Genomic DNA, 25,135 nt, shown 5'->3' with positions numbered 1-25,135 from the left:
TCCCCCACTTATTTCTTCGCCGCTTTCTTCACGGTCTTTTTCACTTTCTTTTTCGGCTTCGGCGTAGCTTTGGTCATGCTCACGAATTCAGACGCGGTAAGATATTGCTCTTCATCCGCAATCTGCGCGTTCTGGTCGATGCTGATGGAAAGCGGATGCCCATTGACCGCATCATATTGCACATCAATCCGCGCCGCTTTGCTGTCGATGGCTTTGCGGACGACATCAAACAAACCCTCCACGCTCAACGCATCCGCCCGACGTTCCAACGGCAGCACAAAACCGTCTACCGTCGATTTCATCACCGTGCTCCCCGACACCTCGATAGCAATCGGCTTACGGTATTCCGGCGTGCAGAAGCACGAACGCTGCAACATATAGCTGTAATGCGTGGGCTTGTTTTGCCGCCACTTGGTTTCAGCCGCGAGTAAATCGCGATTCGCGATAAAATAGCTCTCGGCAGAAGCCGCCGGATGTTGCACGACTGCGCCCTGCCCGCTTTGCCCGTTGAGTGCAGGTACAGTTGCCATGCAACCACTCAGCAAGCCCATGCTGAGGGTAGTCGCCAGTAAAAGGTGTTTCATATCAATCCCCGTTGTTGTGCTGGTATTCATACAGCGAAAGACCCATCACACCGAGAAAAAGTTCCTTACGTCGGCTTACGCCCATAACGTGTCAAAAAACGATCCAATTGATTCGCAAACGCCTGCCGATCCGCCAGATTCAGCGCAGGCGGCCCCCCTGTCACCATACCGCTGCTGCGCATCTCCTCCATCGCATTGCGAATTCGCAGCCGTTCGCGGATATTTTCCGGTGTGTAAAACTGCCCACGAGGATTAAGCGCATGTCCCTTCTTCTCAATCACCTCCGCCGCCAACGGAATATCGGCGGTAATCACCAAATCGCCCGCCTCCAAATCTTGCACAATGCGGTTATCCGCCACATCAAACCCAGCCTGCACTTGAATGGTTTTAATGTACAACGACGGCGGAATCCGCAACGGCTGATTCGCCACCAACGTGGTACGGATTTGCAGCCGCTCCGCCGCACGGTACAAAATGTCCTTGACCACATTCGGACAAGCATCGGCATCAACCCAGATTTGCATAGTAATTCCCTGAATACACGAACCGTTGTACTGTAACCAAACCGTTCTGTATTACAATCCCCTCATGAATACACAATCCCCCATTCTCGCCCCCCTCAACGAGCCGCAACGCAATGCCGTATCTGCGCCGCCCGTTTCTGTGCTCGTCCTTGCCGGAGCAGGCAGCGGTAAAACCCGCGTGTTGGTACACCGCATTGCATGGCTGATTGAAGTCGAAAACGTCTCGCCATTCAGCATCCTCGCCGTTACCTTCACCAATAAAGCCGCAGCGGAAATGCGCGGACGCATCCAAGACTTGCTGCAACTGCCCAGCGGCGGCATGTGGGTGGGCACGTTCCACGGCATTTCGCACCGCTTACTGCGCCTGCACTGGCAGCAAGCCAAATTGCCGCAAACCTTCCAGATCCTCGATTCCGAAGACCAACTGCGCATGGTCAAACGCATCCTCAAATCGTTGGAACTCGACGAAACCCGCTTCCCGCCACGCCAAGTCGCCAGCTTCATCAATGCGCGTAAAGACGAAGGGTCACGCCCACAGCACATCGAAGACAAAGGCGATTACAACCAGCGTCAGATGGTGCAAATTTACACCGTGTACGAACAAACCTGCCAACGCAACGGCGTGGTCGATTTCGCCGAACTGCTGCTGCGCTCGCTAGAATTGCTGCGCGACAATCCCGACCTGCAACAGCATTACCGCAGCCGTTTCCGCCACATTTTGGTGGATGAATTCCAAGATACCAACGCGCTGCAATACGCGTGGCTGCGCTTGCTGGCAGGGTCGGTGAGCGGAGTCGAATCGCAGAATCCGGTGTTTGCGGTGGGCGATGATGACCAGTCGATTTACGGCTGGCGCGGGGCGAAGATCGAAAACATCCGCAATTTCACCAAACATTTCCCGCCATGCGAAACCATTCGCCTCGAACAAAACTACCGTTCCACCGCCAACATCCTCAAAGCTGCGAATGCCTTGATTGATAACAACAAAGGGCGCTTGGGCAAAAATCTATGGACAGATGGCAAGGACGGCGAACGCCTGCACCTCTACGCTGCTTTCAACGAAATCGACGAAGCGCGGTTTGTGGCAGGACGCATCCAAAAATGGGTCGAGCAAGGCAATGTGCGCCGTGACATTGCGATTTTGTACCGTTCCAACGCGCAATCGCGGGTATTTGAAAGCACCTTCAATGAAAACCGCATTCCCTACCGCGTCTACGGCGGCTTACGTTTTTTTGAACGCGCCGAAATCAAGGACGCGCTGGCGTACTTACGCCTCACCGTGAACCACCAAGACGACGCATCGTTTGAACGCATCGTCAACCACCCGCCACGCGGCATTGGTGAACGCACCGTCGACATCTTGCGCAGCCACGCCCGCGCTACCAACCTGTCCCTGTGGGAAGCCGCCGCGCAAGCCGCTGACATCGGCGATTTCACTCCGCGAGCCAGCAATGGCGTACTCGGTTTCGTGCAACTGATCAAACGCATGGCAAGCGACATTCATAGCCTGCCATTGCGCGAACAAGTCGAAATCGTCATCGACCTTGCCGGACTCAAACCGCATTTCATCGCCAAAGAAAAAGAAAAGGGGAAAGAACGGGTTGAAAACCTTGAGGAATTAGTCACTGCCGCACATAGTTACACCCATGTGCAATCCGAAGAAACCCCAGATATAAGCGAACTCTCTGCCTTCCTCTCACACGCGGCGTTGGAGGCGGGCGAGGGTCAAGGCGAAGCGGGGGACGATTGCGTGCAAATGATGACGCTGCACTCCGCCAAAGGGCTGGAATTCCCGCTGGTGTTTTTGTGCGGCTTGGAAGAAGGCTTGTTCCCACATCAAATGTCGGCAGATGATCCCGCACGGTTGGAAGAAGAACGTCGTCTCTGTTACGTCGGCATCACCCGTGCCGAAAAAGAGCTGGTCATGACTTACGCCGAACAGCGCATGTTGCACGGACGCACCCAATTCAACCCGCCCTCACGGTTCTTGCGCGAATTACCGCCCGACTTGGTAGAAGAAGTGCGCCCCAAAGTCAAAACGTACTCGACAGGTTTTGGGGGCAGCAACGCGTTCCGCTCGCCTGCGGCTGCGCCTAAACCGATGACACGCACCACCAATTTCAATGAAACCGGCTATCGCGTCGGGCAACGGGTACGCCACGCCAAATTCGGCGATGGCGTGATCACCGATTCCGAAGGGGCTGGAGCACATTCACGCGTACAAGTGAATTTTAAAGCGGTGGGGATCAAGTGGCTGGTGCTGGGCTACGCCAATCTGGAAAAAATGTAAGCGCTAGCGTTAATCAGCAGTCGGTAAATTAGCAGAAGCATCTTGCTGCATTTTCAGCAAGGCGTTTAAGGCAGCAGCAGCTAACACACTGCCGCCACGCGTGCCGCTGACCACAATGCATTCCACGCCCAACGCTTCATGCTGCTGCCACAACATCTGCTTGGCGGCTTCCGCGTTCACAAAGCCTCGCGCTGCCGCAATCACCAGACTAGGGCGCGGCGCACCGTCCTGGAGGATTTCCAACAAACGAAATAACGCCGTTCCCGATTGCCCAATCAGCACAATGCTGCCCGCCAGATGCGGTTTCCAGCAATCCACCGCCGTTAACGCACGGGTTTGTTTATTGCTTTTCGCGTGGGAAATGACCGAGGCTCGCCCCAAAAAACCTAAAGGTTCTTGGTAGAGCAACGTCGTATCGAGGGCATGTTTCACCAGTTCCACATCAAACAACAAATTGTGACGCTGCTTAATCGCTTTACGCGCCACGCTCAGTGCGTGTTGACTGAAGCGCAGGTGCTGCACCAAAGTCGGGTCGCCACACGCTTGCACCATTTCGATAACCACGGGCTGCTGTTCGAGCGGAAACAGATCCAACGCCACCTGTTCCCGCAGTCTCGCGTCACTTAGCTGACGAATCCGTTCGGGGTCACGCAAAAAATTAATCATCGTGCTACGGCTGCCAAGGGGCTAGTGTCAGGAATAAGAGCAGCAATTTCACCGTATGGTACAGTAAATTCGGTTGCCCCCATCGCGTAAGGCGCGACTTCGTAAGGGTTAAAATTGAACGTTAACCCCTTCCCCAGCACGCCAAAATTGGTATTTACTTTGAAGAGATTATTAGCAAACCAAAAGCCCGCTTCTTCCAAACTCGCGCTCGCAGACAAACCGCGTTCCGCACGGAACGCCGCTTCGCCGACCGTATTCAACGGGGTCTCGTAACCGGATGCCAGCAAATCAGCCAAGGTCAATTGCTTGCCGCTATCCAAATCCAGCACGAAATAGCGTTGCCCACTAAACGGATGCGCCCCGCCAGTATACCCCGACTCGCTAAAACTTAACGTCGCCAAATGGTCGGAGGCAAATTTTACCTCGACCTTGCGCTCCATTTCCCACAAGCCTGTCGCATCCGGCACGCTGTTGTAATCAGCCACAAACAAAGCTGCAAACGCTTCCGGTGTAGTCGGCGGTTGTCCTTCGTTATCGCTGTATTCTAGCAATTGCGCTTGAATGAATTGGTTAATCGCCGCCGCTGCTTGCGAATTGCCTGCGGCTAATACTTTCGGGTAGGTCAAGTGCAAACTGGCACAGCGCACATTGTCCGGCGTGGTTGCGGGTGCGTCAGGGCATTGCGGCCCCCCCGCCTGTTGGAATTCCACCGTTTCCACGCTTAACGGGCCACTGATATTGCTACCGCCGATGCTGGGAAGTTCCAACTTACAGCCGGTCACCGCCAGCAAACTTGCTACTAAGAGTGTTGTTTTTGCTAACATTAAAGTTTCCTCACCACAACCAGCGGACAACCCGCGCTTTGTAACCAAGATACGCATCACCAAACTTTTGTTCCAGCATTATTTCTTCAGGAACAATCTGTTGTACCGTCAGCACCCACACAAACACAGGCAACAACAGCAAAGGGCTAACGCTGCCCAACCAAATGCCCCAACCGCTGAGGATAATCAGCATTCCCACGTACATTGGGTTGCGGGTGTAGCGGTAAGTTCCCGTCGTCACCAAAGCTTGTGTGCGTTCGGGGTGGAGCGGGTTAAACGTGGTGTGAGCGCGGAAAAACAAGCCCAATGACCAGAAATCCACGATGACCGCCACCGCAATCAGCCCCAATCCCAGCTTATTCCACGGCGCGGGTATCAGATGCAACAACGGCAAGCCCGTGTGTATCGCCCACATCAAACCCGCAAACGCCAGCAAATAAACCGGAGGTGGAATCTTCAGCTTTAAGGTATTCATGGCGCTAATCTCACGATCTCCCACCCGTCACCCTTACGACGGTATTCAAAGCGGTCATGCAAACGACTGGTACGCCCTTGCCAGAATTCGATGGTTTCCGGCACGATACGGTAGCCGCCCCAAAAATCCGGCAACGGAATTTCACCCGCGCTGAATTTACGCTTCATTTCATCCAGCTTGATGTCGAGCAGTTTGCGCGAGGTAATGATAGAACTCTGTGCCGATACCCAAGCTCCCAACTGACTGCCACGCGGACGACTCGCAAAATACCGTAACGATTCCCAAGTGGGGATCTTTTCTGCCCGACCGGTAATTTCTACCTGACGTTCCAGCTCTTTCCAAAATAACAGCAAAGCAACGTGGGGGTTGGCATCCATCTGTTGCGCTTTCTGGCTGTGATAATTGGTGAAAAATACAAAACCGTTCGCGTCGAAGGATTTCAGCAATACCGTGCGTAAGGTAGGTTTGCCGTCGGCAACTGTGGCGATTTGCATCGCAGTCGGTTCGAGCACCTGACCGTCTATCGCTTGGGTAAGCCACAAACTGAACTGTTGGTAGGGATCGGGGTCTAGTGTTTGACGGCTTAAGCCGGATTGGGTGTAATCGCGGCGTAATGATGCAATATCCATTCTCGCACTCCTGAGTGGTTTGCGCGGATTTTACCTGAAAATAAAAAAGCCAGACCCAAAATAGTGGGTCTGGCTAAAAAGACACAAAGGAAGGGCTAAGACCTTTGTGTCAAAGTGGAGTCCGCGTTGGACTCCAGGGGCTAACAAATAGGGTTTATAGCATACTATATTATTGCAGTGAGTAATATTGAGCGATAAATTTATCTTCTTGCGCAGAAACAGTGCGTGACACGTTCACCAATGATGCGGAAACCGTATCCAGTGGATTTGTCAACATCGGTTTGTAGGGCATCACTGCACTCATAAACGGGCTAATCGGCGCAGCGGGAACGGGCATACTGTAAGCGCTGTAGGCGTGTTCTTGCCACATACTATACAAAGAATTTTCTTGCACGCTGGCACAACTGGGCAATGTAGCCACCGTTAGCAACGTCCACAACACACTCACTATTTTTGTTTTCATCGCGTTGTTTGGGTTTGGGTTCGTGATGGAGCTATCATGCCCAAAACCACGCAGCTTTCATAGAATTCGCAGATATTCGGATAAAAATAATAGATAAAGCGTGAAGACTACCGCCTATCACCTTGTTTTTGTTGCTCAATTGCCCACTGAATATGCTCTTGTACCAAGGCATCATCGACTTCTGCGCGCTTCTGCTGCAATAACGTGAGGATCGTGCCGCTAAACGGTGCATTCCCTAATGCTACGGCAATATTGCGCAACCAACGTGCGTAGCCAATGCGCCGAATCGGTGAACCCTCCAGCTTGCGCATAAAGGTTTGCTCACTCCAGCCGAACAGCTCAGTCAAACGCGCACTATCCAAGCCATTACGCACCGCAAAATCCGCTTCGGGTGAAGTTTGTGCAAAGCGATTCCACGGGCAAATGAGCTGGCAATCGTCACAGCCATAAATGCGGTTACCCATGAGCGGGCGCAAGGCTAGCGGAATACTACCTTGATGTTCGATAGTGAGGTAGGAAATGCAGCGCCGCGCATCCAGCGTATACGGGGCAAGAATAGCTTGCGTGGGGCATACGTCGAGGCACGCAGTACATTGCCCGCAATGCGCCGCCACGCTGCCTGTTTCTGACAACGGCAAGTCAGTATAAATTTCACCAAGGAAAAACCACGAACCCGCCTCACGGCTGAGGATATTGGTGTGTTTGCCCATCCAACCCAAGCCTGCTTTCACCGCAATCGGCTTTTCCAGTACAGGAGCGCTGTCGGTGAAGACACGGTAGCCGAAACTGCCAATCTCTGCTTGCAGCAATTGGGTAAACTTTTCCAGCCGCTGCCGGATGACTTTGTGGTAATCACGCCCTAACGCATAGCGGGAAATGTAAGCACATTCGGGGTGATTGAGGATCATCACTGCATCAGCACTGTCCGGCGGCAAATAATCCATGCGCACACTGATCACGCTTAATGTGTTGGGAACGAGTTCAGCGGGGCGACTGCGTTTCGTGCCGTGATGAGCCATCCAAGCCATGTCACCGTGGTAGCCTTGCGCCAACCAATCGAGCAAACGTTGCTCGGCAAGCGACAGGTCGATATTGCTGATACCCACGGCATTGAAGCCGAGCGATTGCCCCAGTGCTTGAAGTTGCTCTAACCGCATATTAGCCGCATGTCACTCCCGTACCACCCAAGCCGCAATACCCGCGTGGATTTTTTTCCAAATACCGCTGGTGGTACTCTTCGGCGGGGTAAAACGTCGGTGCTTCGAGAATTTCTGTGGTGATCTTGCCCAATCCCGCTGCGGTGAGTGCCACTTGATAACGTACCCGACTCGCTTCTGCCGTGGCTATTTGCTCAGGGGAATAAGTATAAATGCCCGAACGGTATTGCTCGCCCACGTCATTGCCTTGGCGCATTCCTTGCGTGGGGTTGTGCGCTTCCCAAAATACCGTCAGCAAAGCCGCATAGCTGATTTTTTCTGGGTCGAATGCTACCCACACTACTTCATTATGCCCCGTCGTGCCGCTACACACGTCGCGGTAAGTCGGGTTGGCGGTATGCCCCGCCGCGTAGCCAACAGCAGTGCGAAGCACACCCGACGTTTGCCAAAACTTCCGTTCTGCGCCCCAAAAACACCCTAATCCAAACATGGCTTGCTGCATAACACTTTCCTTTCTGCGTGGTTCAACGGTAGCATACAACAACTCAACCAAGGATGTGATTATGCTACTGATTCCCGCCATTGATTTAAAAGACGGTCAATGTGTACGCCTGCGCCAAGGTCGTATGGACGACACCACCGTATTTGCCAGCAACCCCGTTGAGATGGCACAACGCTGGGTAGACGCGGGCGCACGCCGCCTGCATTTAGTCGATTTAAACGGTGCGTTTGAAGGTAAACCTGTGAATGGCGATGTCGTTCGCGCCGTCGCGGCACGTTTCCCGAATGTTCCGGTGCAAATCGGCGGTGGTATCCGCGATGCGGCGACGGTTGCCGCGTATCTAGAAGCGGGCGTGCAATATTGCATTATCGGCACAAAAGCCGTGCAAGAGCCGCAATTTGTCATCGACCTGTGCCAGCAATTCCCCGGTCACATTATCGTCGGTATTGATGCGAAAAACGGCATGGTGGCAACGGATGGTTGGGCAGAAGTCTCTTCTGTATCAGCAATAGAACTGGCAAAGCAGTTTGAACAAGCGGGCGTGAGTGCGATTGTTTACACTGACATTGCGCGTGACGGCATGATGACGGGTGTGAACGTGGAAGAAACCGCCAAACTCGCGTCTAGCATCAATATTCCCGTCGTCGCTTCGGGCGGTGTCACCAATATGGATGATATTAAGGCGCTGTGTGCGGTAGAAGATCAGGGAATCATGGGTGCAATCTTAGGTCGGTCGATCTACGAAGGTACGATTGATTTGGCAGAAGCCCAACGCTACGTCGACCAATACGCTTAATCCATACAAAATAGTATACAGGGGGATGAGCGAACATCCCCCTGTCACAAGTCAAGCATTGCTAATCAATTAGCAACGACCGCCTTTGCTACCGCCCCAGCTAGAAGAACCACTCCAGCTAGAACCAGTACCGCAAGAAGAACCACCGTTGGAGCTTGAGCTGCCACCGTTAGAACCGCCAGTAGAACCAGTACCGCAAGAACCATTGCCGCTGTTGCTGCCGCTAGTGCCGCTGTTAGAGTTTGTGCCGCAAGAAGGATTGCCGCTGTTGCTAGTGCCGCCAGTGCTGCCGCTAGAACCAGTACCGCAAGAGCCACCCGTGCTAGGTTTTGGCGTGCTAGTACCGCAAGAAGAACCACCGTTGGAACTTGATCCGCCATGAGATCCGCCGTTGATGCCACCAGAGAAACCGCCAAACATGTTGGACAAGCAACCACCCAATGAACCACCACCGCTCAACATGCCGCCGCCGAAGCTGCCACCGCAAGAACCAGTGCTAGGTTTTGGAGCGCTAGTGCCGCAACCAGTGCTAGAGGAAGAAGTGTTGGAAGTGTGGCTGAAAAGATTACTCAGAAGACCGATAGTCATAACATAACTCCTTGTACTCAATTGAAAATCCCTATTCACTCAGTAAGTCTGAGTGTCAGAGGACAAATGTAAGAGGTCAATACTTAACACTTCCCTCTGCTGCAAATCCTGCTCCAGAATGGACGTAGCAATCTAATCAAAAGAGGATGAGCGTCAAAGCATTGCCTACCAACGGTCAATCAGCATAGGATACAGGCTTGAGTTTTAACGATAGGTCACTTTCATGGGTTTAGCCAAACGCATCATCCCCTGCCTTGACGTGAACAACGGGCGCGTTGTCAAAGGCGTGAACTTCGTTGACATCCGTGATGCGGGTGATCCGGTGGAAATTGCGGCTCGTTACAATCGCGAGGGTGCGGACGAAATCACCTTTCTTGACATTACCGCCAGCTCCGACAACCGCGATACCATTATTCATATGGTGGAAGCTGTGGCTTCACAGGTCTTCATTCCGCTTACCGTCGGTGGCGGTATCCGCAAGCCCGAAGACGTGCGACGCATGTTGAATGCTGGGGCAGATAAAGTCGGCATTAACACTGCTGCGATTACTAACCCCGACCTAGTGCGCGAATGTACTGACTATTTCGGCTCGCAATGCATCGTCGTCGCCATTGATGCCAAGCGCGTCAACGAGCTGGGCGAACCGGATCGCTGGGAAGTTTTCACCCACGGTGGACGCAAACGCACGGGCATTGATGCAGTCGCATGGGCAGAAAAAATGGCGCAATTTGGCGCGGGTGAGTTGCTGGTAACCAGCATGGATCGGGATGGCACAAAAATCGGCTTCGATTTGGGTCTGACGCGTGCGATTACTGATCGCGTTGGCATTCCACTCATCGCTTCGGGTGGCGTGGGCAATTTGCAGCACTTAGCCGATGGTATTCTCAAAGGTGGGGCGGATGCGGTATTGGCTGCGAGTATTTTCCACTTCGGCGAATACACTGTGGGCGATGCGAAACGCTACATGGCTGCACAAGGTATCGAGATGAGGTTGTAATGTAATGGCTGCTCCGGCACAAATCCAAATTCGCTACATACAAGAAGAAGACCGCATTCTCATGCGCATGAATACCGTGGCAGAAGAAGAATTTCGCTTCTGGCTAACACGCCGATTTTTGACACGCTTGTGGCCAGTACTACAAGAGGCGCTGATGTCATCACCGTCGGTCAAGCAACACAGCGACTATAATTCTCGCCAAGCAATTATGGCGTTTGAACACGAGCGGGCGCAAAGCAAAGCAGCTTTCAATCACCCATTCCGCGAATCAGACCATTTGCCGCTGGGTAACGACCCGTTGCTGGTCGTCAAGGCAGGCTTTAAGCATCAAGATAAGGGTGCGCTCAAACTGGCACTCAAAGATAACGCCGATAAAGGCATTGAACTGACATTAACCAATGACTTGCTGCATTTGCTGTGTAAATTGCTGGATGATGCTGCGCAACAATCTGAATGGAAAATGACCGCATTGTTACCAAGCATCCATGAAATGCAAACACCAGTCGCCGCACACCAATTGAATTAGGTATACTTGCGCCCCATGAAGAATGATACCGTATTGACTCAACTTGCCGAAGTGCTGGAAAGCCGCAAACAAGCAGCACCGGACAGTTCCTACGTTGCCAAACTCTATGCAAAGGGTTTGGATGCGATTCTTAAAAAAATTGGCGAAGAAGCGACCGAAACCGTCATGGCAGCCAAAGATGGTGAACCCGACAAGATTGTGTATGAAGTTGCCGACTTATGGTTTCATACCCTAGTGTTACTAGCACAGCAGAACCTGCACCCCGACGACGTGCTTAACGAACTCGCACGCCGCTTTGGCATATCCGGTCTGGAAGAAAAAGCCAATCGCCCCGCTTAACCTATTTTCTTAATTGCATTGAAAGGAGACATCTGATGTTTGGTATTTGGGAACTCGCGCTCATTTTGATCATTGTCATTTTATTATTTGGCACAAAAAAATTGCGCAACATGGGCGGTGATTTAGGTGAAGCCCTCAAAAACTTCAAAAAAGGACTCAGTAATGGCGACGAAACGGAAATAAAACCCGATGTGCAAGTAAACCAACAAGCCGCGCCTAACGGTGGACGCATTATCGACTCAGAAGCCAAAGAAAAAGAAAAAGTGTGAGATAAACTAAGCCATGTTTGAAAGCAGTTTTCTTGAAATGCTTCTCGTCGGCGTAGTCGCTTTATTGGTGATTGGCCCCGAACGCTTGCCCACGGTAGCACGGACGCTGGGACAATGGCTGGGTAAAATTCGCCGTTTTATTGCCAAAGCGCGGGCTGACGTTGACCGCGAATTGCACACCGATGAATTGCGCACGATGTTCCAAAAACAGGAAGAAGAACTCCGCAACATGCGTGCCATGATGCAGGAAAAAACCGAGGCAATGAACAATACTGTGCGCAAGGAATTGGAACAGCATGACAAGCCCAACTGACACTAAAGAGCAAGAGGTAGGGTTTAAAGCACTCCTCGAACATTTGTTTGAATTACGTGACCGTTTGATGCGTATTGTGATTGCCCTTATTGGGGTATTCATCGTGCTATCACCCTTCGCTCAGGAGTTGTATAACTGGCTGTCTGATCCTTTAATGCGCCATTTACCTGACGGCGTAAAATTAATTGCGGTTGGGGTTGCTTCACCGTTTCTCATCCCTTTCAAACTGGCGTTGTTAGTCGCCTTTCTTATTACTTTGCCGTATACCTTTTACCAAGTGTGGGGATTCGTTGCCCCCGGTTTGTATCAGCATGAAAAACGCTTGATCACACCCTTGCTTATCTCCAGTGTGGGACTATTTTATGTCGGCATGGCGTTTGCTTATTACCTTGTCATTCCGACCATTTCTCAAGCTGCCATTGCGTTTACACCGAGCAATGTCAATCCCGCCCCCGATATTGCGGCTTACCTTGATTTTACGGTAGCGATGTTTTTAGCCTTTGGTATCAGCTTTGAAACGCCGGTTGCTACGATTTTGCTGATTGGCATGGGTGTTGTCAGTATCGAAACACTCGAAAAATCGCGTCCTTATATCATTGTTGGCATTTTTGTCATTGCCATGTTCCTAACACCGCCGGATGTGGTTTCACAAGTACTGATGGCAGTTCCCATCTGGTTATTGTTTGAATTGGGTCTGTTATTGAGCCGCGTGTTTGGTAAACATTTGGAGCGCTTTAAGGTTGAGAAAGCCGAACACGAAGCAGAGCAAACCATTCACAACAGCAACTTACCGGTTACCGCTGGTGCTGCTGGTGCTGCTGCCACAGGGGCTGCCGCTGCGACGGCGTGGGAAAATGATCAGTACATTTTCGAGGAAACCACACCCGTGCAATCCACCGATGACGAAGCCTTCCGCCCACTCACCGATGCGGAAATGGAAGCGGAGTTGGAGCGCATGGATGTAGAGTTCAAGCGCATGGAAGACAATTTCCGCAAGGAAGAACACGATAAATGATGAGGCTATTGTGAAATCAAGACATTCAAACGTACCCCGTCGGAAAACCATTTTGGTCATTCTTGACGGCGTTGGCGTTAACCCTAGCAAGCGTTTTAATGCCGTACATGAAGCGGATACCCCCAACTTTGACCGTTATTTCGGGCAATACCCCCACACGACATTGAATGCATCGGGGCGTTCCGTCGGCCTACCGGATGGGCAAATGGGTAACTCGGAAGTCGGGCACATGACCATTGGTTGTGGTTCAATTTTGCGGCAAGATTTAGTGCGTATCGAAGATGCGATTGATGACCGCAGCTTCTTCAAAAACCATTCCCTGTTGAATGCCTTGGAAAGTGCTAAAGCGGACAAACGCCCCTTGCACTTACTCGGTTTGGTGTCCGATGGTGGGGTACACAGCCACATGACCCATATCATTGCGCTCTTAAAAGCCTGCATGGAACACAGTGTCAAACCGGTACTCCACGTCATTACAGACGGGCGCGACACGGCGCCGCGCGTCGCCAAACAGTTCATTCAGCAAATTCAAAACGTGATGGAAATGACCGGCGGTGAAATTGCTACTGTCACCGGACGTTTCTACGCGATGGATCGCGATAACCGTTGGGAACGCACCCAACTGGCGTGGAATGCCATGGTACGCGGTATCGGCACGCCTGCTAGCAGCGCCTTGCAAGCGGTGGATGATGCGTATGCGGCAGGTGAAACTGATGAATTTATCAAACCGCGCATTATGCCGAATGCAGAACTGATTCAAAGCAATGACACGGTGCTGTTTTTCAACTTCCGCAATGACCGCCCGCGCCAAACAGCCAAAGCCTTAGCAGACCCCGACTTTACCGATTTCGATCGCGGTGATTTTGAGGCGGTTTCCCTCACCACCATGACCGAATACGACAAACGCTTGCTTGCCCCGGTAATTTTCTCACCGGAACGCCCTGCCACCAATTTGGCACAAACCATTAGTTTGGCGGGTTTGAAGCAATTGCATTGTGCGGAAACCGAGAAATACGCACACGTTACCTTCTTCTTCAACGGTGGGCGTGAACGCACTTACGCGGGTGAAGAACGCATCGTTATCCCTTCCCCCAAGGTCGAAACTTACGACGATCAGCCGGAAATGAGCGCGAAGGAAGTAGCGGATACCATCATCAACGCCATCGAACAGGATAAATACTGCTTTATCGTGGTGAATTTTGCCAACGGTGACATGGTAGGTCATACCGCCGTCCCTGCTGCGGTGATCAAAGCGGTCGAAGCCTTGGATCGCGAAGTCGGGCGTTTACTGGACAGTGCTGTTGCTCACGATTACTCCGTGATCATGACCGCCGATCACGGCAACTGCGACGAATACATTGACCCACTGACCGGTGAACCGAATACGCAGCACACCGTTTACCCCGTACCCTGCTTGATTATGGACAAATCCAACTGGCGCTTATCCACTGAAGGCGGCTTGAGCAACCTTGCCCCGACCGTGTTGCAATTGATGGGCTTGCCGAAACCGGAAGGAATGCGCGGCAAATCATTGCTGCTGGAAGAAATTACCAAAGGTCAAAGCAGCGACGGAGCGTATAAGTGATGGAAATACTCGTCAATGGCACACCCCACCTCGTGGCGGCAGACACCAACGTTGCCCAACTGCTGGTCATTCTCGAATTACAAGGCAAGCGTCTCGCGCTGGAAATCAATCAAGAATTGATCCCACGCAGCCAATTTGACACCACCGTATTGCAACCCCACGATACGGTCGAAATCGTTCACGCCATCGGCGGCGGTTAAAACAGAAGGAACTCGCAATGCAACAAGATACCCTCACCATTGCAGGCAAGGAATATTCCTCACGCCTGTTAGTTGGCACTGGCAAATATAAAGATTTAGCCGAAACCAAAGCCGCCACCGAAGCCAGCGGTGCGCAAATCATCACCGTCGCCATCCGCCGTACCAATATCGGGCAGAACAAGGATGAACCCAATTTGCTCGACGTGATTCCGTTGGATAAATACACCCTGTTGCCGAATACCGCAGGCTGTTACAACGTCGAGGATGCGGTACGTACTTGCCGTTTAGCGCGTGAATTACTCAACGGTCACAAGCTGGTCAAGCTCGAAGTGCTAGGCGATGCCAAAACCCTTTACCCCGACACTATCCAAACCCTGAAAGCCGCTGAAATTCTCGTGAAAGACGGCTTTGATGTCATGGTGTACACCAGCGATGACCCACTCATTGCCCGCCAACTCGAAGACATCGGCTGCGTCGCCGTCATGCCACTGGCAGCACCGATTGGTTCAGGTTTAGGCATTCGCAACCCGTACAATATCCTCGAAATCATTGAAAACGCTAAAGTGCCGATCATTGTGGATGCGGGTGTTGGCACTGCGTCTGACGCAGCGATTGCGATGGAAATGGGCTGTGCAGGCGTGCTGATGAATACCGCCATTGCCGGTGCAAAAAATCCGGTGCTAATGGCTTCGGCGATGAAAAAAGCCATTGAAGCGGGGCGCGAAGCATTCTTAGCCGGACGGATGCCGCGCAAACGCTACGCTTCCGCCTCATCACCGCTAGACGGCACGTTCTTTTAACGCATTGGCAGCATCATGGAAACAACAGCACCGCATCGCGCGATCAAGAGCTTCGTTTTACGGCAAGGACGCGTCACCAAAGCACAAGAAGAAGCTTTGGAAAACCTCTGGCCGGTCTTTGGCATTGAAAGCGCTGACACGCCGCTGGATTTGCCCAGCCTGTTCGGGCGCACTGCCCCCGTCACGTTGGAAATTGGCTTTGGGAATGGTGATTCACTCGCACAAATGGCAGCCGCCGCACCGGAACGCGATTTCATCGGTATCGAAGTGCATACCCCCGGTGTAGGGCATTTGCTCAAACTAGTCGGCGAACAAGGCTTGAAAAATGTGCGCTTGATGAATTCCGATGCGGTCGAAATCCTGCAAAAGCGGATTCCGGCAGGCTCACTGGATCGGGTGCAACTGTTTTTCCCTGACCCCTGGCACAAGAAAAAGCACAATAAGCGGCGGATCGTGCAAGCGCCATTTGCCGCGTTGATTGCCTCACGTTTGCAGACGGGCGGTGTGTTCCACATGGCCACTGATTGGGAAAACTACGCCGACAATATGGCTGACGTTATGGAAACCAGCCCAGACTTTGCTAACCTTGCGCCCGAACCGCCTTATTCACCGCGCCCAGAGACGCGCCCATTGACCAAATTTGAAAATCGTGGGTTAAAACTGGGGCATGGTGTTTGGGATTTGCTCTATCGAAAAATAACCTAAACGATACAAAAATCATGCAAGCCAACGCCTACATTCTTACCGTCACTTGCCCCGCGAAAACCGGTATCGTCGCTGCCGTTACCGGTTTTCTCGCTGAATCGCAATGCTACATCACCGAAATGGCGCAGTACGACGATGAAATGACCCAGAAATTCTTCTGCCGCATTATGTTTCGCCCCAACGCAGCCCTGTCACCGGACATTAGCGCCATCCGCAACCATTTTGCCCTGATCGCCGAACGCTTTGAGATGCAATGGCATATCACCAATGCCACGCGTCCGCCACGTGTTATTCTGATGGTATCCAAAGCCGACCATTGCTTAGTCGACTTGCTGTACCGCAAAAACAAAGGCGACTTGAACATGAATGTGGTCTGCGTCGTCTCCAACCACATGGAATTACGTTCTTTGGTCGAACGTGAAGGCATTCGCTTCGTGTGTCTCCCTGTCGACAAAACCAATAAAGCCGAGCAAGAAGCACGCATGTTGGAAATCGTCACCGAAACCCAAGCCGAATTGGTGGTGCTAGCGCGTTACATGCAAATCCTTTCCGACGACACTTGCCGCAAACTGGCAGGCATGTGCATCAATATTCACCACTCGTTCCTACCCGGATTCAAAGGTGCACGCCCCTACCACCAAGCGTTTGACCGGGGCGTGAAACTGATCGGGGCAACCGCGCATTACGTCACCTCCGATCTGGATGAAGGCCCGATCATTGAGCAATCCGTCGAACGCGTTGACCACACATACCAGCCCGAAGACCTCGCCGCGTTAGGGCGCGATCTGGAAAACAGTGCGCTGGCTAAAGCGGTGCGCCTGCATATTGAACGCCGTGTGTTTATGGATGGCAACAAAACCGTGGTTTTCAAATAAGCACACGTACCGACTCAATACACATCGCGCTGATAACGGCGCTCCGCTATCCACTGCTCCAGCAGTGCGTTAGCGTCCACCTCAGTGTAACCGCCCTGCTCTTGCACAATCGCTAACAAGGTTTGATGCACGTCTTTCGCCATGCCGTGCATATCACCACACACATACACATGCGCCCCCGCCGCTAACCACTGATACAGTTCGGCGGCAGACTCCTGCAAGCGGTGTTGCACGTAGTGCTTTTGTGCCTGATCCCGCGAGAACGCGACATTCATGCGCTCCAACGTACCGTTTTCCATGAGCTGTAGCCATTCGGCTTGGTAGAGGAAATCACTACGGAAACGTTGTTCACCAAAGAATAACCAGGTTTTGCCACGAATCCCTTGCGCCTCGCGTTCAAACAAAAAGCTACGAAACGGCGCTACACCTGTGCCCGCACCGATCATAATCATGGACGTTTGCGGGTCTTGCGGTAATTTGAAATGCGGATTTTCCTTCACCGCTACCGCCACCCGCGTCCCCGCCTTCACTTGCGCCAAGCCATTGGAAGCCGTCCCCAAATGCGTGCGCCCTTGGAAATCGTATACCACGCGCTTGATTAACAAATGCACTTCATCCGCGTGGGCGGTCGGACTCGATGCAATCGAATACTGCCGTGGCTGCAACGGGCGTAACACATCCACGAACGCTTGTGCGGTTAATGGCGCGGGGAATGCTTGCAGCACATCCACCCAATCCGCTGCACACAACCAATCCTGTATCACTGTTTGCGCAAAGTCCGACGCATACATCTGCAATTGGCGACGCGTCACACTGGATAATTCACGGTATTCTTGAAGTGCGTGAAACAGGCGCAATTCCCGCCCGTGTAATACCACCTTGTCATCGGCGGACAAACCGCTCAATACCAGAACTTGTTCAACCAATTCAGCAGCATTTGGTACGTTGACCGCCAAAATATCGCCGGGTTGGTATTGGATACCGGAATCTTCCAGCGACAATTCCAGATGAAACACTTCTTTAGCTGAACCTTGATCGGTCAACACAATATTGCTGAGCACTTCGGCTTGGTACGTGTCAGATTTTTCAGCCAGAAGCGCTTGCAAGACCGCTTGCTGCCAAGTGCCAGCGGCGGCTTTAAAATCCACGTCGCAATCGACACGCGGCAACAAACGGGTTGCGCCCAAGGCTGCCAAACGCTGATCCAACACTACGCCGGTTTCGCAAAACGCTTCATAACTCGCATCACCCAATGCCAATACCGCGTACTGCAACTTGTCCAACGTCGGCGCACGTTCGCTCTGCACAAATTGGAAGAACGCCCGCGCATCATCGGGCGGTTCGCCATTGCCATGCGTGCTGATCACCACGAACAAGCGTTGTTCCTGCTTCAGATTTTGTGGTCGATAAGATTTGATGTCCTGCAACACCACGTCACTATGGCTCTCTTGAAGGTGGGCATACAATTGCGCCGCGACACGCTTGCTGTTGCCGGTCTGACTGCCGTAGAGTACGGTGGTTTTCAGGCTCGGTAAGCTCGTGTTAGCGGCGGCAAGTGGTGGCACGACCACGGAATGGTTGGTCAACCCCGACAGATAGCCACTCACCCAAGCCAATTGCGTCGGCGTGAGATCACGGACAGCACCAGAAACCTGCTGGAATTGTTGCGGACTTAGCAGCATGTCTGCCACTCCTTCAAAAGTAATGAATGGGCAAGAGTATCCGCGAAAGCATAGAGCGAAAAAAGTGATATTATACGATATGAATATCTCAAAAAAGGCTAATAATTTATGAACCACATCACGATGAGATAAGCGATGCCCATTACCACCCTCCTCACCCTTTACCTAATCGCCAGCATCATTACGTTTCTGGTGTATGCACACGACAAATCTGCCGCGAAGCACAACCGTTGGCGCACTAAAGAAAGTACCTTACACAGTTTGGCATTGCTCGGCGGTTGGGCGGGTGCATTGCTTGCACAAAAAGTCTTGCGCCACAAATCCAGCAAAGCGGCATTCCAGCGCGTGTTTTGGGTAACCGTGGTGGTAAATGTGGCTGTTATCGGGTGGCTGATGACGACAGGAATGGTTAAATACGCATAAGTATTTCATCCGGGTAATATTGCATTGTGCATTTTACCCGGATAGAATACCGCGACTTGTTCCACAGGAAAACATCACTATGTCGCCTACGCCCATTCGCTGGATTGCTTTCGCGCAAACCCGTTGCCTTGCTATTGGCACACCCATTGAGGTTGCCACCGCTGTCAAAACGTTTACCGATGCACAACCTGAAGTCAGTGTGCTGGCGTTCGATGCCGTCAGTAGTCGTCCAGTGGAAATCGACTTGCGCGGCTCGCTGGATGAGGTGCTGGCACGCTTGCCACCTGCTGCAACGCTGGAGCCGACCTCAGAAACGCGTACTGTCGGTCGCCCTAAGTTGGGGGTTGTGCCGAAAGAAATCACCCTATTGCCGCGCCATTGGGAATGGCTTGCCAGCCAGCCGGGCAGCGCGTCGGTGGTATTGCGCAAGTTGGTGGAACAGGCGATGCGCGCCAGTGGCGACACCGATCGCGTGCGCCAGACGCAGGAAGCGACTTACCGTTTCATGCAGGCGATGGCGGGCAATGCAGTGGGCTACGAAGAAGCCAGCCGTGCTTTGTTTGCGGGTGATCTTGCTGCATTTCGTGAACATACGACAACATGGGCACAAGACGTGCGCGAACATGCCTTGCGGCTGGCAGAGGGTTAGCTAGCGCTGAAAGGGTGTCACGGTTTCTTCTTTACTTACCGGAGCCAGTAAACTTACGCAGTCTGGCTTTGCCGTCGTGCATCTCGGTTTCAAATTCCTCGGTTTCGATGTCAATCCCGTCCGTTTTCGCACTAATGATCAGCTTTTTTCCAAGGTAAAGCGATGAGTGCCCCAGCCCACCTTCGGCAGGGAAACACATAATATCGCCTACTTCCGGTAGCGCGTTTGCGTCAGACCGTACTCGCGGTATTCTGGCATTGGTGAGGCTTCTCAGATTACGATCTGACTTGGTGAGTTCATTGGCCTGTGGTGCCCACAAATAACAAACATTACCCTGATACTCATACATTGCCGGGTAGCCATCACCTTTGGTTTTTGTTCCGCCTAAACTCTTGCCAATGCTTAAGCCAACACCAGCACCGACGGCATAAGCATCCGCGACCAGCTTATTGCATTTCCAATTGTATTCGTTGTAAGTGCTCACCCGGACTTTGGTGGGGTCGAAGGTGTCCGCATCCAAGTCACCCTTGGCCAGGATAGTGCCAAGGCTTTTGATATCAAAAGCATAGGTGACGCGGTAATCCTCGTTAATGTACATGCGGAAAACCCACGTCAACGCTTTCAGGCGCGGCAGCAGGTCTGCTGCATGACGTTGCATGAGGTCACGGTATTGATCCATCGCGGGGGTGAGGCGTTGCTCTATATTATCCCCGAAGGGGTAGGGATAATCAGCCGACTCGCTAAGTGCTTCGCTGCGTTTAGCGAACTTCTCAAGGACTTTTTGAATGAGTGCATCTACTTCCATCATCAGCCTCCGGTGCTACGTTTAGACAAACTATCAGCATTCGCTCAGATTATGCCCAAGCATCCGTCAGGGCAACTACAAATTGATCCGGTTTGAATAGCCCTGCTGTTCCGGCTACTATCGGCTCTATTGTCCCTTATGCCTGACTAGCTGACGCTTATGATACCGACCCCGCTGGAAATCGCCCTTGAGCGCATTGAAGAATGCCGCCGCACCCGCTCGACCGAACTGGATTTGAGCTGTCTTGGCTTGGATGAAATACCAGAAGAAGTTTTTGAGTTGACATGGTTGGAAAAGCTGAATGTTTTAGAAGAATGGGATACAAGGGACGAATACGGGGAAATTAAAGAAATCCCTTTAGCTATCAAAAAACTCAAAAATCTAACCGAATTTAATTGTGCAACAAACCAGATCAGCGACCTATCCCCACTCTGCGGGCTGCCTGCCTTACAAACGCTGGACTGTCGATATAACCAGATCAGCCGCTTAACACTCAATGGATTACCTGCGTTGCAATTTCTGTTCTGTACGGGTAATAAGATCAGCGACCTATTCCCTTTCAGCGGATTGTCCACCTTACAAGCGCTGGATTGTGGGGACAACAATATCTGCGATCTATCTCCGCTTAGCGGATTAACAACCTTGCAATGGCTTTGCTTTAGCCATAATCATGTCAGTGACCTTTCGCCACTCAGTGCTTTATTTCAGTTGCGATTACTTGATTGTAGTAACACCAAAATAAGTAACTTATCCCCACTCAGTGGATTATCTGCCTTGAAATCACTTGATTGTAGCAATAATCAGATCAATCATTTGGAATCGATATACAACCTCGTTATGTCTGAAAATCTTAAATACCTTAAAGCATACGGCAATCCTGTCTATGGCATTCCTTCTTGGATTTTTCGGAACTTTTGGGTTGCTGATAACCTTTGGGATGATGATAACTGCCTAGAAAATATCAGAAACTACTGGCAAGACCTCGACAAAGGTTCGGAAAGACAGCAGCAACTCAAAGTTCAGCTAGTTGGCAATGGTCGAGTTGGGAAAACCACACTGGCTTATGCACTGGAACACAAACGTACCCCCAGCGAACAGTTCAAATCCACCCACGGTATTGTCATCAATGAAATTCAGCAAACATTGGATGGAGAAGAGAAGCCTGTCATCCTGCAACTATGGGATTTTGGCGGACAGGAAATTTACCACACCACCCACCGCCTGTTTCTATCAGACGATTGTCTGTACCTGTTGCTGTGGGCAGAAGAAACCGAAGAACACCCGGACGAAACCCGCCACCCAGTCAGTTATTGGCTGGAGTTGATTCATGATTTAGGCAACAACAGCCCGGTGATTCTCGTCAAAAATCAGATCGACCGTGCTGACCGTTTGCCCACCAGACCAGCGGGATTAAGCGACGATATGCCCGGTGTTCAACAAATCCGGCAGGAAGTGAAAATATCAGCGATGCAATATCGCGGTATGCCTGCTTTGCGGGGTGCAATTGAATCCGTGCTGGAAGAACTCAAACAGAAGATTTGTCTGGAATTACCGACCTCATGGCTACAAGTACAACGGGAACTAAAACAACTTGACCAGAAATCCATTCCCCTCCCCCATTTCAAACAGCTTTGCATCAAAGCCGGAATCAGTCACGCTGAATGGCTCGCAAACTATCTTCACAAAACCGGCGCATTGTTCTACAGCGAAGGTACGTTTCAAGATCAGATCATTCTCGACCAGAACTGGGCAATTAATGCAGTTTACCGTGTCTTTGACCCCAACAAACCGCACCGCCGCCGCATCGAACGCATGGGCGGACGTTTCATCGGTGAAGATGCCAGCCTGTTGTGGGCAGACGCTGAAGCCAAAGAACAAGAAGTTTATGTCGATTTCATGCGCAATTGCGGTATCTGCTACGAAACCAAGCAGTTGCAAAACCTACTAGACAACAAACCCTTCGCCGAACGCGAATTCATCATCCCCGCCCTATTACCACTGATCAGCAAAGCCAAAACCGCATGGGGAAACAGCCGCCCGGATGACTGGCAACTCGACATCGAATATCCCTTCCTGCACCGCAGCATTATCGAGCGCATGATCTTACGCATCGGTGAAACCTACGAAGGCGAACCGTGGCGCACCGGCATTTTCTGCGAAACCGACGAAGGTCAATTGCTGCTGGAATGCGAATACGCCAACAAACAGCAATCCACCCAAGGGCGTTTGCACTTCCAATTACGTAGCAGCCAGCCTGAACGTTTGGTATACGCGCTACGCAAACTAGTCAGACAAACCAGCCCGCACCGCCGCTATCAAGAATACCTCAGCAAAGCAGGCGCAGAGCGCACCCTGTTACCCGAATTCAAGGACGAAGCCATGCAACATCCATCCAAACTGGACGCAAGCAAACCCGCAGACAAAACCATCAAGCTGTTTATCTCCTATTCCCACGCCGACGAAGCCCACAAAGAGCGGCTGGAAAAACACCTGAAAGCCATCAACCGCACCTTACCACTCACAGCATGGAGCGACCGCCATCTGTTTGCAGGTGAGCCAGTGGATGAGCAAATCTTCCAGCAATTGAATACCGCCGATATTGTCCTGCTGCTGGTCAGCCCGGATTTCATCAATTCCGACTACTGCTTCACCAAAGAAATGGAACGTGCATTGGAACGCTACCAGGATGAAGGTAATGTGGTGATTCCGGTCATCATCCGCCACACCGCAAGCTGGCGTAACCACAAAATCGGGCAAATCGTCGCCCTGCCCAAAGACGGCAAACCGCTAGCGAAATGGGATGATGCCGATGAATTCTGGGGTAGCGTGGAAGAAGGCATCCGTGATCAGGTCAAAAAACGCCTTCAAGCCTAACCGCAAGCAACGTTACCACAACCGTCCTTCAATCTCCGCCAGCGCCTCCCCAATCTTTTGGCTTTCTGCACCTGATACGCCTTCTTGCGCCACAATCGCCTGCCATTGTCGGGTGACTGAACGCACTTGTTCCAGCATTTCCCGCCAGCGTTTGATCCCGCAACTTGCCGCCACACGCTGAATGTCTTTCAGGCGTGGATTGCCGCTGCCTGCAATGTCGGTGGTGTGTTGGTTGTTGATTCCACTGCTGAACGTCAGATCGAATGCCGGTGACAGTTCCCAGCCGTGGGCGCGGCGGATGAAAGCAAAGTTTTTGGCGTGATCATCCTTGTTGTGGGTGAGGACGTTGAACAGCATCAGGCGAAAGGCTTTTTCGGCTTCCGCCACGCTGCGGGTAATGTTGAGGGTGGCGTTGATGACGGTTTCGTAGCCAATGCAAGGCAGCCGATGGCTGGCGTAAATATAGCCCGACAAACTGAGGACGTGATGCCGCGTATTGCCGTCGCGGTCAAAACGGCGCACCGCAAAAAACTCATCCGCGCTTGAATCTTGCCCGACACGCAACAAACGGCATTCCGGCATTGCCAGTCCCGCCAATTGCGCCATTTTCGCGTAAGCCAGTTCGATGCGCCCCATATCGGGAGAATCTTCCCGCGCCCGAAACTTCACTATCCAGTGTGCGTAACCCGGCGGCACAGCGCGGAAACCGGACAGGCATTCATCCGCCAGATCGGACAAGGCGACGGTCACTTTAGGGCGTGCGCCACCGGGAGAACCACCCTGCACCTGCAATTGCTGCAACACTTCCGGCGTTTCGCCTTGCAACAACTGTTCGGCAGAGTGTGCCAGTTGCGCAATATCCACCGTTTCCGTCAGGGCTTCGGTGGGAATTTCCGGCTCGAATTCCAGTATGCCCATTGCGCGTGAACCGATGTAGGCCAGCCGATCCAGCGGAGTGATTTCATGCGCTTGCCAGCCCGTTTGCTGACGGAATGCCCGATCCATTAGCAACAAACCCCAGCCATCCGGCAATGAGTCGTAAAACACACCGTGCAAACCAGCGAATTCCTGTGGCTCTGGGGAAAGCTGCGGTTTGGCCTGAAACGGCAGCGTGCCGGGTGACAGATCAAACCCCGTCTTTAGCCAAGCAGGGTCATACTGAAAATAAATCCGCCCCCGCGCATCTGTTCCCAGCTCACCCACAGTCGTATCAGCGATATGCACCCGCAAACGTGTAATGTGTTTCATAAACTCCCCCGTTGGCGCTGCGTGGTTTGCAGATCAGTAATGGTTTGCGGCGGCTTTTCCGCAAACAGTCGGTTGAAATCATCCATGCAATTCAAGGCGAACGCGAGTTTCAGCAAGCTGTGAAAGCTAATTTGCCCGGTGGTTTCAAAGCGTTTGATGCTGGCTTCGGCAACACCGGATTTCTCTGCCAAAGTGCGCCGCGTAAGGTTGGCAGCCAGCCGTTGCGCTTTGGCTTGGGTGGCGATGGTTTTCAGCAGCGTGGCGGGCGCTTGGAAAGTAATGGGCATTATATTATCCCTAAAGTCATTAAAAGCGTATAACAGATATTATAG

The 25,135-nt window shown here is 52.1% G+C and carries 30 protein-coding genes and 1 pseudogene; 17 read left to right on the top strand and 14 right to left on the bottom strand.

Annotated elements, in window-relative coordinates:
• Nucleotides 1–8: 8 nt before the first annotated feature.
• Nucleotides 9–584, bottom strand: coding sequence for a DUF6174 domain-containing protein (locus J1836_RS07810; protein WP_207250504.1), 576 nt, complete (start codon nt 582–584; stop codon nt 9–11).
• A 65-nt stretch (nt 585–649) separates the two neighbouring features.
• On the bottom strand, nt 650–1,108 hold the full coding sequence (locus J1836_RS07805) for a YaiI/YqxD family protein (RefSeq protein WP_207250503.1): 459 nt from the start codon (nt 1,106–1,108) through the stop codon (nt 650–652).
• A gap of 64 nt (nt 1,109–1,172) precedes the next feature.
• On the opposite strand from J1836_RS07805, the gene uvrD reads away from it, so the two are divergent.
• Nucleotides 1,173–3,398 (top strand): DNA helicase II, encoded by a 2,226-nt coding sequence (gene uvrD / locus J1836_RS07800; RefSeq protein ID WP_207250502.1) that lies wholly within the window; start codon nt 1,173–1,175, stop codon nt 3,396–3,398.
• Between the two features lie 9 nt (nt 3,399–3,407).
• Here uvrD and J1836_RS07795 read toward each other — a convergent pair whose 3' ends face one another.
• The 7 genes from J1836_RS07795 to msrA form a co-directional block, all read right to left on the bottom strand.
• Complete coding sequence (locus tag J1836_RS07795; RefSeq protein WP_207250501.1) at nt 3,408–4,064, bottom strand: precorrin-8X methylmutase; 657 nt, start codon at nt 4,062–4,064, stop codon at nt 3,408–3,410.
• On the bottom strand, nt 4,061–4,888 hold the full coding sequence (locus J1836_RS07790) for a DUF3298 and DUF4163 domain-containing protein (protein ID WP_207250500.1): 828 nt from the start codon (nt 4,886–4,888) through the stop codon (nt 4,061–4,063). Before J1836_RS07790 ends, J1836_RS07795 begins: the two co-directional genes overlap by 4 nt.
• A gap of 10 nt (nt 4,889–4,898) precedes the next feature.
• A complete protein-coding gene (locus J1836_RS07785; protein ID WP_207250499.1) occupies nt 4,899–5,363 on the bottom strand; it encodes a methyltransferase family protein in 465 nt (154 codons plus the stop codon).
• Nucleotides 5,360–5,992, bottom strand: coding sequence for a pyridoxamine 5'-phosphate oxidase (gene pdxH, locus J1836_RS07780; RefSeq protein WP_207250498.1), 633 nt, complete (start codon nt 5,990–5,992; stop codon nt 5,360–5,362). Before pdxH ends, J1836_RS07785 begins: the two co-directional genes overlap by 4 nt.
• A 169-nt stretch (nt 5,993–6,161) precedes the next feature.
• Nucleotides 6,162–6,455 carry a hypothetical protein gene (locus tag J1836_RS07775; RefSeq protein ID WP_207250497.1) on the bottom strand — a complete coding sequence of 98 codons (294 nt, stop codon included), beginning with the start codon at nt 6,453–6,455 and terminating at the stop codon, nt 6,162–6,164.
• A 107-nt stretch (nt 6,456–6,562) separates the two neighbouring features.
• Complete coding sequence (gene queG, locus J1836_RS07770; protein WP_207250496.1) at nt 6,563–7,612, bottom strand: tRNA epoxyqueuosine(34) reductase QueG; 1,050 nt, start codon at nt 7,610–7,612, stop codon at nt 6,563–6,565.
• Nucleotide 7,613: 1 nt separating this feature from the next.
• On the bottom strand, nt 7,614–8,114 hold the full coding sequence (msrA, locus tag J1836_RS07765) for a peptide-methionine (S)-S-oxide reductase MsrA (protein WP_242632769.1): 501 nt from the start codon (nt 8,112–8,114) through the stop codon (nt 7,614–7,616).
• Nucleotides 8,115–8,175: 61 nt separating this feature from the next.
• Here msrA and hisA point away from each other — a divergent pair, with 61 nt between their 5' ends.
• Nucleotides 8,176–8,910 (top strand): 1-(5-phosphoribosyl)-5-[(5-phosphoribosylamino)methylideneamino]imidazole-4-carboxamide isomerase, encoded by a 735-nt coding sequence (gene hisA / locus J1836_RS07760; RefSeq protein ID WP_207250494.1) that lies wholly within the window; start codon nt 8,176–8,178, stop codon nt 8,908–8,910.
• 69 nt (nt 8,911–8,979) lie between these two features.
• On the opposite strand, the gene J1836_RS07755 is transcribed toward hisA, so the two are convergent.
• Complete coding sequence (locus J1836_RS07755) at nt 8,980–9,498, bottom strand: hypothetical protein (protein ID WP_207250493.1); 519 nt, start codon at nt 9,496–9,498, stop codon at nt 8,980–8,982.
• A gap of 223 nt (nt 9,499–9,721) precedes the next feature.
• On the opposite strand from J1836_RS07755, the gene hisF reads away from it, so the two are divergent.
• From hisF to purU, 11 genes are read left to right on the top strand one after another with little or no spacing between them, the layout of a single operon-like run.
• Nucleotides 9,722–10,495 carry an imidazole glycerol phosphate synthase subunit HisF gene (gene hisF / locus J1836_RS07750; protein ID WP_207250492.1) on the top strand — a complete coding sequence of 258 codons (774 nt, stop codon included), beginning with the start codon at nt 9,722–9,724 and terminating at the stop codon, nt 10,493–10,495.
• Between the two features lie 4 nt (nt 10,496–10,499).
• Nucleotides 10,500–11,021, top strand: a complete 522-nt coding sequence (locus tag J1836_RS07745; RefSeq protein WP_207250491.1) for a hypothetical protein — start codon at nt 10,500–10,502, stop codon at nt 11,019–11,021.
• Between the two features lie 15 nt (nt 11,022–11,036).
• Nucleotides 11,037–11,360 carry a phosphoribosyl-ATP diphosphatase gene (locus tag J1836_RS07740; RefSeq protein WP_207250490.1) on the top strand — a complete coding sequence of 108 codons (324 nt, stop codon included), beginning with the start codon at nt 11,037–11,039 and terminating at the stop codon, nt 11,358–11,360.
• A gap of 35 nt (nt 11,361–11,395) precedes the next feature.
• Nucleotides 11,396–11,629, top strand: coding sequence for a twin-arginine translocase TatA/TatE family subunit (tatA, locus tag J1836_RS07735; protein ID WP_207250489.1), 234 nt, complete (start codon nt 11,396–11,398; stop codon nt 11,627–11,629).
• 13 nt (nt 11,630–11,642) lie between these two features.
• Nucleotides 11,643–11,942: a Sec-independent protein translocase protein TatB gene (tatB, locus tag J1836_RS07730; RefSeq protein ID WP_207250488.1), complete on the top strand. Its 300-nt coding sequence runs from the start codon at nt 11,643–11,645 to the stop codon at nt 11,940–11,942.
• The gene (gene tatC, locus J1836_RS07725; RefSeq protein WP_207250487.1) at nt 11,926–12,957 is read left to right on the top strand and encodes a twin-arginine translocase subunit TatC; all 1,032 of its coding nucleotides are present in this window, start codon (nt 11,926–11,928) and stop codon (nt 12,955–12,957) included. Before tatB ends, tatC begins: the two co-directional genes overlap by 17 nt.
• Before the next feature lie 52 nt (nt 12,958–13,009).
• Nucleotides 13,010–14,542, top strand: coding sequence for a 2,3-bisphosphoglycerate-independent phosphoglycerate mutase (gpmI, locus tag J1836_RS07720; protein ID WP_242632768.1), 1,533 nt, complete (start codon nt 13,010–13,012; stop codon nt 14,540–14,542).
• Complete coding sequence (thiS, locus tag J1836_RS07715) at nt 14,542–14,742, top strand: sulfur carrier protein ThiS (protein WP_207251496.1); 201 nt, start codon at nt 14,542–14,544, stop codon at nt 14,740–14,742. The genes gpmI and thiS overlap by 1 nt, the downstream gene beginning before the upstream one ends.
• 17 nt (nt 14,743–14,759) lie before the next feature.
• On the top strand, nt 14,760–15,542 hold the full coding sequence (locus tag J1836_RS07710) for a thiazole synthase (protein ID WP_207250485.1): 783 nt from the start codon (nt 14,760–14,762) through the stop codon (nt 15,540–15,542).
• Between the two features lie 15 nt (nt 15,543–15,557).
• A complete protein-coding gene (trmB, locus tag J1836_RS07705; RefSeq protein WP_207250484.1) occupies nt 15,558–16,247 on the top strand; it encodes a tRNA (guanosine(46)-N7)-methyltransferase TrmB in 690 nt (229 codons plus the stop codon).
• Between the two features lie 14 nt (nt 16,248–16,261).
• Entirely contained in the window at nt 16,262–17,122 is an 861-nt protein-coding gene (purU, locus tag J1836_RS07700) for a formyltetrahydrofolate deformylase (protein WP_207250483.1), read from the top strand.
• A gap of 14 nt (nt 17,123–17,136) precedes the next feature.
• On the opposite strand, the gene J1836_RS07695 is transcribed toward purU, so the two are convergent.
• The gene (locus J1836_RS07695; protein ID WP_207250482.1) at nt 17,137–18,804 is read right to left on the bottom strand and encodes a diflavin oxidoreductase; all 1,668 of its coding nucleotides are present in this window, start codon (nt 18,802–18,804) and stop codon (nt 17,137–17,139) included.
• Nucleotides 18,805–18,939: 135 nt separating this feature from the next.
• Here J1836_RS07695 and J1836_RS07690 point away from each other — a divergent pair, with 135 nt between their 5' ends.
• On the top strand, nt 18,940–19,227 hold the full coding sequence (locus J1836_RS07690) for a DUF1294 domain-containing protein (RefSeq protein WP_207250481.1): 288 nt from the start codon (nt 18,940–18,942) through the stop codon (nt 19,225–19,227).
• A gap of 79 nt (nt 19,228–19,306) precedes the next feature.
• Nucleotides 19,307–19,876, top strand: a complete 570-nt coding sequence (locus J1836_RS07685; protein ID WP_207250480.1) for a DUF2239 family protein — start codon at nt 19,307–19,309, stop codon at nt 19,874–19,876.
• Between the two features lie 31 nt (nt 19,877–19,907).
• Here the strand turns inward: J1836_RS07685 and J1836_RS07680 are convergent, their stop codons facing one another.
• On the bottom strand, nt 19,908–20,684 hold the full coding sequence (locus J1836_RS07680; protein ID WP_207250479.1) for a hypothetical protein: 777 nt from the start codon (nt 20,682–20,684) through the stop codon (nt 19,908–19,910).
• Between the two features lie 156 nt (nt 20,685–20,840).
• On the opposite strand from J1836_RS07680, the pseudogene J1836_RS21980 reads away from it, so the two are divergent.
• Nucleotides 20,841–21,482, top strand: a pseudogene (locus tag J1836_RS21980) (leucine-rich repeat domain-containing protein); the annotation flags it as partial.
• 36 nt (nt 21,483–21,518) lie between these two features.
• Nucleotides 21,519–23,555: a COR domain-containing protein gene (locus J1836_RS07675; RefSeq protein ID WP_242632767.1), complete on the top strand. Its 2,037-nt coding sequence runs from the start codon at nt 21,519–21,521 to the stop codon at nt 23,553–23,555.
• Nucleotides 23,556–23,567: 12 nt separating this feature from the next.
• Here the strand turns inward: J1836_RS07675 and J1836_RS07670 are convergent, their stop codons facing one another.
• Nucleotides 23,568–24,803 (bottom strand): type II toxin-antitoxin system HipA family toxin, encoded by a 1,236-nt coding sequence (locus tag J1836_RS07670; RefSeq protein WP_207250478.1) that lies wholly within the window; start codon nt 24,801–24,803, stop codon nt 23,568–23,570.
• The gene (locus J1836_RS07665; RefSeq protein WP_207250477.1) at nt 24,800–25,090 is read right to left on the bottom strand and encodes a helix-turn-helix domain-containing protein; all 291 of its coding nucleotides are present in this window, start codon (nt 25,088–25,090) and stop codon (nt 24,800–24,802) included. The genes J1836_RS07670 and J1836_RS07665 overlap by 4 nt, the downstream gene beginning before the upstream one ends.
• Between the last annotated feature and the right edge of the window lie 45 nt (nt 25,091–25,135).

The organism is Thiothrix fructosivorans (assembly GCF_017349355.1).
Lineage (GTDB): Bacteria > Pseudomonadota > Gammaproteobacteria > Thiotrichales > Thiotrichaceae > Thiothrix > Thiothrix fructosivorans.
The sequence above is the reverse complement of the archived record's forward strand: the minus strand, read 5'-3'. Positions and strand labels throughout refer to the sequence as shown.